This window comes from Methylobacterium sp. V23 (assembly GCF_002917135.1).
In the GTDB taxonomy this organism is placed as follows: Bacteria; Pseudomonadota; Alphaproteobacteria; order Rhizobiales; family Beijerinckiaceae; genus Methylobacterium.
On sequence record NZ_PDHT01000004.1, the window covers coordinates 215,740 to 222,013 of the forward strand.

A 6,274-nucleotide genomic window follows, 5' to 3' on the forward strand; every position below is an offset into this window, starting at 1 on the left:
TGCGCCTCCGCTCACGGAAGCGCTCCGCTGTCGCGCAGGTAGGCGGCGCTTGCCGGGTGCAGCCAGCCCCGCGGCACGGCGTCGATCAGGTTGCGCGGGTCGCTGTCGCCGCCCTGCGGGTAGATCCGCGCGAGACTCGCCTGGCTTCGTGCCAGGGCCGCCACGAAGCGTGCCACTTGCGCGCCGTCGATGTCCGGCCGGGCGAGGACGAAGCTCCAGGAGCCGACGGTCTCGATGGGCGCGTGCTGCCCCGCGAAGGCCCCTGCCGGAACGGTGCGGCGGCGGAGGGAGGTTCCGAGCGCCAGGATGCGATCGATCGCATCGGCGGGCGGCCCGAAGAAGCGGGCGCCGCCGGGCGCCTCCGCCAGCGTGCGGAAGCCCGGCCAGCCGAGCCCCGCCCCCCAGAGCGCCGCGGCGCGCCCGTCCTGCACCATGACCGCGCCGTCGCCGGCCCGGTCGAGGAGGATCGGCGCGATGTCGCGGTCGGGGTCGAGGCCTGACCCTGCCAGGACGGTCCGGCCCATGACGGTGAGGCCGGAGGCGTGGGTGCCCAGCACGACGCGCCTGCCGCGCAGGTCCGGCACACCGTGGATCTGGCTGGCGGCCGGGACGACGAAGAGGCCCGGCGAGGCGTTCACCGGCGCGACCACGGTGATCCGCGGCCCCGCCGCGGGCTCGGCCTTGAGGGTGTCATAGGCATAGTCGCCCTGGACCAGGGCGAGATCGACGGAACCGCCCTTCAGGAGACCGACATTCTCGGCCGAGCCCTTGGAGGGCTGCAGGGCGATGGACAGCGCGGGATCGACCGTGCGGAGCGCCTCCACCAGCGCCTGGCCGAAGGCGGGGAACGAGCCGCCGGGCGTCGCCGTCGCCAGGACGAGCCCGCCGGCCGATCGCGCCCGCCGGGACGGGACCAGCGTTGCCGCCGTGGCCGCGATGAGGAACGAGCGCCTGAGCATGGGTCCATCCGGTGGATCATGGGCCGCGGGAACATGGCCTGCGGGATCGTGGGCCGCCGCGTCCCTGCGGAGATCGCCTCGCGCGTGCAGGGTTGCGATCAGCATTCAAGCGGAGGCGAGGCAGCCGGCGCAAGGGGCTGCCGCAAAGGAACCGCCGCCCCTGCCGATGGAGCCAAAACCGGTCTCGGGTGCTTGTTCCGATGAGGCGTGGCCCGCTGGGCCTCGCGCACCATGCCAGCTGACGAGATCATCATGCGGACCCGATCGAAACTCGGCCTCGCGGCCCTGGCCTTCGTTCTCCTCGGCGGCGCGGCCTTCGTGCGCTTCATCGTCTATCCCGAGCAGGCCACGCTCGAGGCCTCGGCCGGACAGGGCGCGAGTCCGACCCTGCCGACTCCGAATCCGACCCTGATGCCCACCGTGAACATCGCCCGCGTTGCCCGCTGGGAGAATGGCGCCAAGCCGCAGGCCGCGGATGGGCTGCAGGTGGCGGCCTACGCGGATGGTTTCGACCATCCGCGCTGGATGTACCTCCTGCCCAACGGCGACGTGCTGGTGGCCGAGGCCAACAAGCCGCAGACCGACGACCCTTCCACCGGCGTCGCGGACTGGGTGGCCGACAAGGTCAAGAGCCTGGCCGGCGCCGGCGTGAAGAGCCCCGACCGGATCGTCCTGCTGCGGGACGCGAACGGCGACGGGGTCGCCGAGGAACGCCACGTGCTCCTGAAGGACCTGCACTCGCCCTTCGGCATGGCGCTGGTCGGGTCGGACCTCTACGTCGCCAACGCGGATTCGCTGGTGAAGGTGCCCTACCAGGCGGGCCAGACGGAGATCACCGCGACCCCGGAAAAGCTCGTCGACCTGCCGTCCGGCATCAATCACCATTGGACCAAGAACGTCATCGCCAGCCCCGACGGGCAGAAACTCTACGTGACCGTCGGCTCGAACAGCAATGTCGGCGAGAACGGCCTCGACAAGGAGACCGGCCGCGCGGCGATCTGGGAATACACGATTCCCACCAAGCAGATGCGTGAATACGCCACCGGCCTGCGCAACCCCAACGGCCTCGGTTTCGAGCCGGTGACGGGCAAGCTCTGGACGGCGGTGAACGAGCGCGACGAAATCGGCAGCGACCTCGTGCCCGACTACATCACTTCCGTGCAGGAGGGCGGCTTCTACGGCTGGCCCTACAGCTACTGGGGCAACCATGTCGACGCGCGGGTGGAGCCGCAGAAGCCCGATCTCGTCGCCAAGGCGATCGCGCCGGACTATGCGGTGGGCACCCACACCGCCTCCCTCGGCATCGCGTTCTCGCAGGCGAGCAGCCTGCCGGAGGCCTGGAAGAGCGGCCTGTTCGTCGCGCAGCACGGTTCGTGGAACCGCCGGCCGAAGAGCGGCTACAAGGTGATCTACGTGCCCTTCAAGGACGGTAAGCCCACCGGTCAGCCGGTCGATGCGCTGACCGGCTTCCTCAACGCCGACGAGAAGGCCCAGGGACGTCCTGTCGGCGTCATCCTCGACAAGACCGGCGCCCTGCTGGTCTCGGACGATGTCGGCAAGACGATCTGGCGGGTGAGCGCCTCCACCCGGACCCAGTAGGCACTTCCCCTCCGATCGCCGACCCCGGTCCGCCCCCAATGACGGGCGGCCGGGCCGCGGGTCTCCCAGGGGGCGGCGATCGTCCAGCCCGCCGTCTCGATGAGCAGCGAAAGTCCTGATGACAGAGACCAAGACCGATCCCTCGCGGCGCGCCCTCGTCGGTGGCCTCTCCGCCGGCATGGTGGCCGTCCTGGGAAGTTCTGCGGGCGCCCAGGAGCAGGTCGCGCAGACCGACACCGCTCCGAACCCGGCGCGCAGCTATCCGAAGCCCCCCTTCGAGAAGCAGCAGCAGGCGTGGCCGGGGCTGGCGAGCCGGATGGTGCCGCGCCCGGACCATGGTGAGACCAGCTACAAGGGGTCCGGACGTCTCGCCGGCCGGAAGGCGCTGATCACCGGCGGCGATTCGGGCATCGGCCGAGCCGCGGCCATCGCCTATGCCCGCGAGGGCGCGGACGTGGCCATCAATTACCTGCCGGCCGAGGAGCCGGATGCGGCCGAGGTGGTGGCGCTCATCCGGCAGGCCGGACGCAAGGCGGTGGCGCTGCCGGGCGACATCCGCGAGGAGGCCTTCTGCCAGCGCCTAGTGGCGGATGCGGCGCGCGAACTCGGTGGACTCGACATCCTCGTCAACAACGCGGTCTATCAGAAGTCCCAGGTCTCGATCCTCGACATCACCACCGAGCAACTCGACCAGAGCTTCCGGACCAATGTGTACGCGATGTTCTGGATCACCAAAGCCGCTCTTGCGCATCTCGGGCCCGGCGCGGCGATCATCAACACGGCCTCGGTCAACGCCTATGAGCCATCCGAGAACCTGCTCGACTACGCCGCCACCAAGGCGGCGATCGTAAATTTCTCGAAGGGTCTCGCCAAGCAACTGGCGGAGAGCGGCATCCGGGTGAATGCGGTCGCGCCGGGACCCTTCTGGACTCCGCTCCAGGTCTGCGGCGGGCAGCCGCCGGAGAAGCTGCCGAATTTTGGCAAGGACACGCCGATCGGGCGGCCAGGTCAGCCAGCCGAACTCGCCGGCATCTACGTCCTGCTCGCCTCCAACGAAGCGAGCTACTCCACGGGCCAGGTCTTCGGCGCTGTCGGCGGGCGCGGTGGTCCCTGAGGCAGCAGATGCGCGTGCTAGCGGATTCGACGTCCCGCTGCACCCGTCGGTTGGCGCCGGACCCGGCCCGAGAGGGCCGGCTTGGTGGTCACTGTCTGTGAAGCTGATGATGAGTCCGAACCCCGTGAGGCGGATTGTCGTGCCTGAGTGGCAGTCCACATAGCTCTATTTTTGACAAGGCCGAGGCGCCGCGCTCTGAGTGCGATGCCTTCACTTCGAACCTGGATGTCACCGCTTCGACACCGAGGCCGCGCGCCACGTCTCCGTCGCTCGCCGCCTCAGGCTGGTTGGCAAAGCCGACCCTCCTAACAGCTTCGGCGATGCTAATAAGGTGGACGGAGAAACCAATGTTCGCAGGACATGAGCGGCCTCCACTTGGTGATAGACTGGCACGTCAGGGACCCTGGGAGTCCTATTGGCCCTGCCAGTGACGGTCGCCGGCTGAAGCGTGCCATATTTTAAGTCGCCAAGCGGGTGAAAGCGGCATCTCGGCGGCGGATGGAAGCCTACCGGTATCTGAAACCCAATTGCGACACACATTACAATAGGCTCTTGACTCCTGCGATTTGCGCGGAACGTCTGCCAAGATTGGCTCATGAGACAACAGTAACGGTCCTCGCGCTGATGGTGATGCACATGGCAGCGCAGGAACCTCTGCCGTCATTCAGCGCGCAACTACCATCTCGTCGTTGCGGCGCTGACTCCCAAGGTTAAAAATGGCTGCGCCAAGCGTGTCGTATAGGTGCCTTGTCGGTGGGAGCGGTGTAATCCGAAGAATGCTACCGGAGGTGCGCTTTGAAAATTGCACGATGATTGCTGAACGTGGCGATAGGGCTTCTGCTTAGTCTCGTCTCAGCCAACGCCCAATTCAACATGCGCAAATTTCTCGAAGGGCATTGGGCGGGAGAAGGTCTTCAGATCCGGGTCGATCAAGATGCCGTTCAAGCGAACGACAATCCCGATAAGCCCTTTGAATGGAGTCCGCTGATCATCAAGAACGTGACGGGTGGGATGATCATATTTCAAATCGGACCTCATCAATACATCGGCCTGGTAAATGGACGGCAAATGACGGTCACGATGCCAGGGTCTAATCGCTCTCACGTCTTGAATAAAATTTCTAGACCGTGCATTGGCCAGAAAGTCGAGAATCATGACCCGTCAGTTAACCAGCTTGCTAACAGCGGCCCTAAACAATCCATTTCCGAGTGTCTCCTATAACGTAGCCCAGCCGTGTAATGGCTTCGTTCTGCCGAATACGGGTAGCCGCGGGACACCCGTGATACTGCTGAGCATTTTCCCTTTTTTTCCTCGTAATAGGCATTCCTAATGCGGAACCTTGAACCGTCGCTCTGTGGTGATGCACCTTTAGGTAGAAGATTTATTCAGGTCGGTGCAATGACACAAGAAACGAGCGCAACTGCGGCCATGTCTGGTTGCGGAACGAGGTTGGGCTGCGGCGCGCTGAGCAAGTGAAGCCTATGCATGGCGCTTTGAACATGTCCGCCGTTGTGCAGGCAGGAGGGCCCGCTGATGTTTGCCATCCATCCCCAGGGCGCGGACCACCCCGGCCGTCCGTGCCAAGATCGCCCGTTCACTCGAGAGTTCGAGCACACCGGCCAAGCGCTACGGCATCTCCGCCAAGACCGTCCGCAAATGGCGCAAGCGTGGCTCGGATGATTGCCAGGATCGTTCGGCTCGGCCTCATAAGCTGCCCTGGCGCGCCAGTGACGAGGAGCGCGCCATCGTGTGTGAGCTCCGCCGCAGCACCGGCTTCCCTCTCGACGCGCTGACCTTCGTCGTCTGCCATTTCCTGCCGCACCTCATCCGGGATGCGGTCTATCGCATCCTCAAGGCGGAGGGGCTCAACCGCTTGGCCCCCTCCCAGCAGGCTCGCAAACCGCACGGTACCCTCAAGGAGTACGAGGTCGGCTTCATCCACGTTGACATTAAGGACCTGCCCAAATTGCAGGACCGCCACCGCGTCTTGCGCAAACGCTACCTGTACGTCGCCATCGACCGCGCCTCCCACTACGTGCACCTCGCCGTCAAAGACGACGAGACCACGGCGTCCGCCACTGCCTTCCCGGCGGATGCGCTCGGTGCCTTTCCGTTCCAGGTCACCCATGTTCTGACTGACCACGGCTCTTAGCTTCACAGCCGACGCCTTCGAGGCTGCCTCCGAGCGGCGCGGTGTGCAGCATCGCAGGACGCGCCCTTATACGCCCAAGACTAACGGCATGGTCGAGCGCTTCAACGGCCGGGTGCAGCGCGAAGTGTTGGGCATCACGCTCTACAGCCACAGCGAGCTGGAGATCGTCTTACGTCGGTTCAACGCGCCTACAACAGCCGTCGTCAGCGCGTGCTCAACGGCCTCTCGCCCAAAATGGTCCTGCGTCAGCGCCTGGAAGCCGAACTGGCGCGGGCCAATCCAACTTACAAACCACCCAATCGCACCATCATCAAACGAGCACTGCAGGTCGTCGCAGACGCCAAGGAGGTTTCACGTCCAGACAGCAGTGTTCTTGTCACTCCACTGTGACCGATTTGGCGAGGTTGCGCGGCTGGTCGACGTCTTTGCCCATGAAGACGGCGGTGTGGT

4 protein-coding genes and 1 pseudogene are annotated in these 6,274 nt (G+C 65.6%); 3 read left to right on the top strand and 2 right to left on the bottom strand.

The features are described from left to right. Window positions 1-11 precede the first annotated feature (11 nt). Entirely contained in the window at window positions 12-959 is a 948-nt protein-coding gene (locus CRT23_RS06670; protein ID WP_103709060.1) for a TAXI family TRAP transporter solute-binding subunit, read from the bottom strand. Window positions 960-1,211: 252 nt separating this feature from the next. On the opposite strand from CRT23_RS06670, the gene CRT23_RS06675 reads away from it, so the two are divergent. Further along, window positions 1,212-2,558: a sorbosone dehydrogenase family protein gene (locus CRT23_RS06675; RefSeq protein ID WP_103709083.1), complete on the top strand. Its 1,347-nt coding sequence runs from the start codon at window positions 1,212-1,214 to the stop codon at window positions 2,556-2,558. 118 nt (window positions 2,559-2,676) lie between these two features. Next, a complete protein-coding gene (locus CRT23_RS06680; RefSeq protein WP_103709061.1) occupies window positions 2,677-3,672 on the top strand; it encodes an SDR family oxidoreductase in 996 nt (331 codons plus the stop codon). An 852-nt stretch (window positions 3,673-4,524) separates the two neighbouring features. Here the strand turns inward: CRT23_RS06680 and CRT23_RS27715 are convergent. Further along, on the bottom strand, window positions 4,525-4,827 hold the full coding sequence (locus CRT23_RS27715; protein ID WP_146056333.1) for a hypothetical protein: 303 nt from the start codon (window positions 4,825-4,827) through the stop codon (window positions 4,525-4,527). A gap of 382 nt (window positions 4,828-5,209) precedes the next feature. On the opposite strand from CRT23_RS27715, the pseudogene CRT23_RS06685 reads away from it, so the two are divergent. Further along, a pseudogene (locus CRT23_RS06685) lies at window positions 5,210-6,214 on the top strand (IS481 family transposase). The last annotated feature ends 60 nt before the right edge of the window (window positions 6,215-6,274 follow it).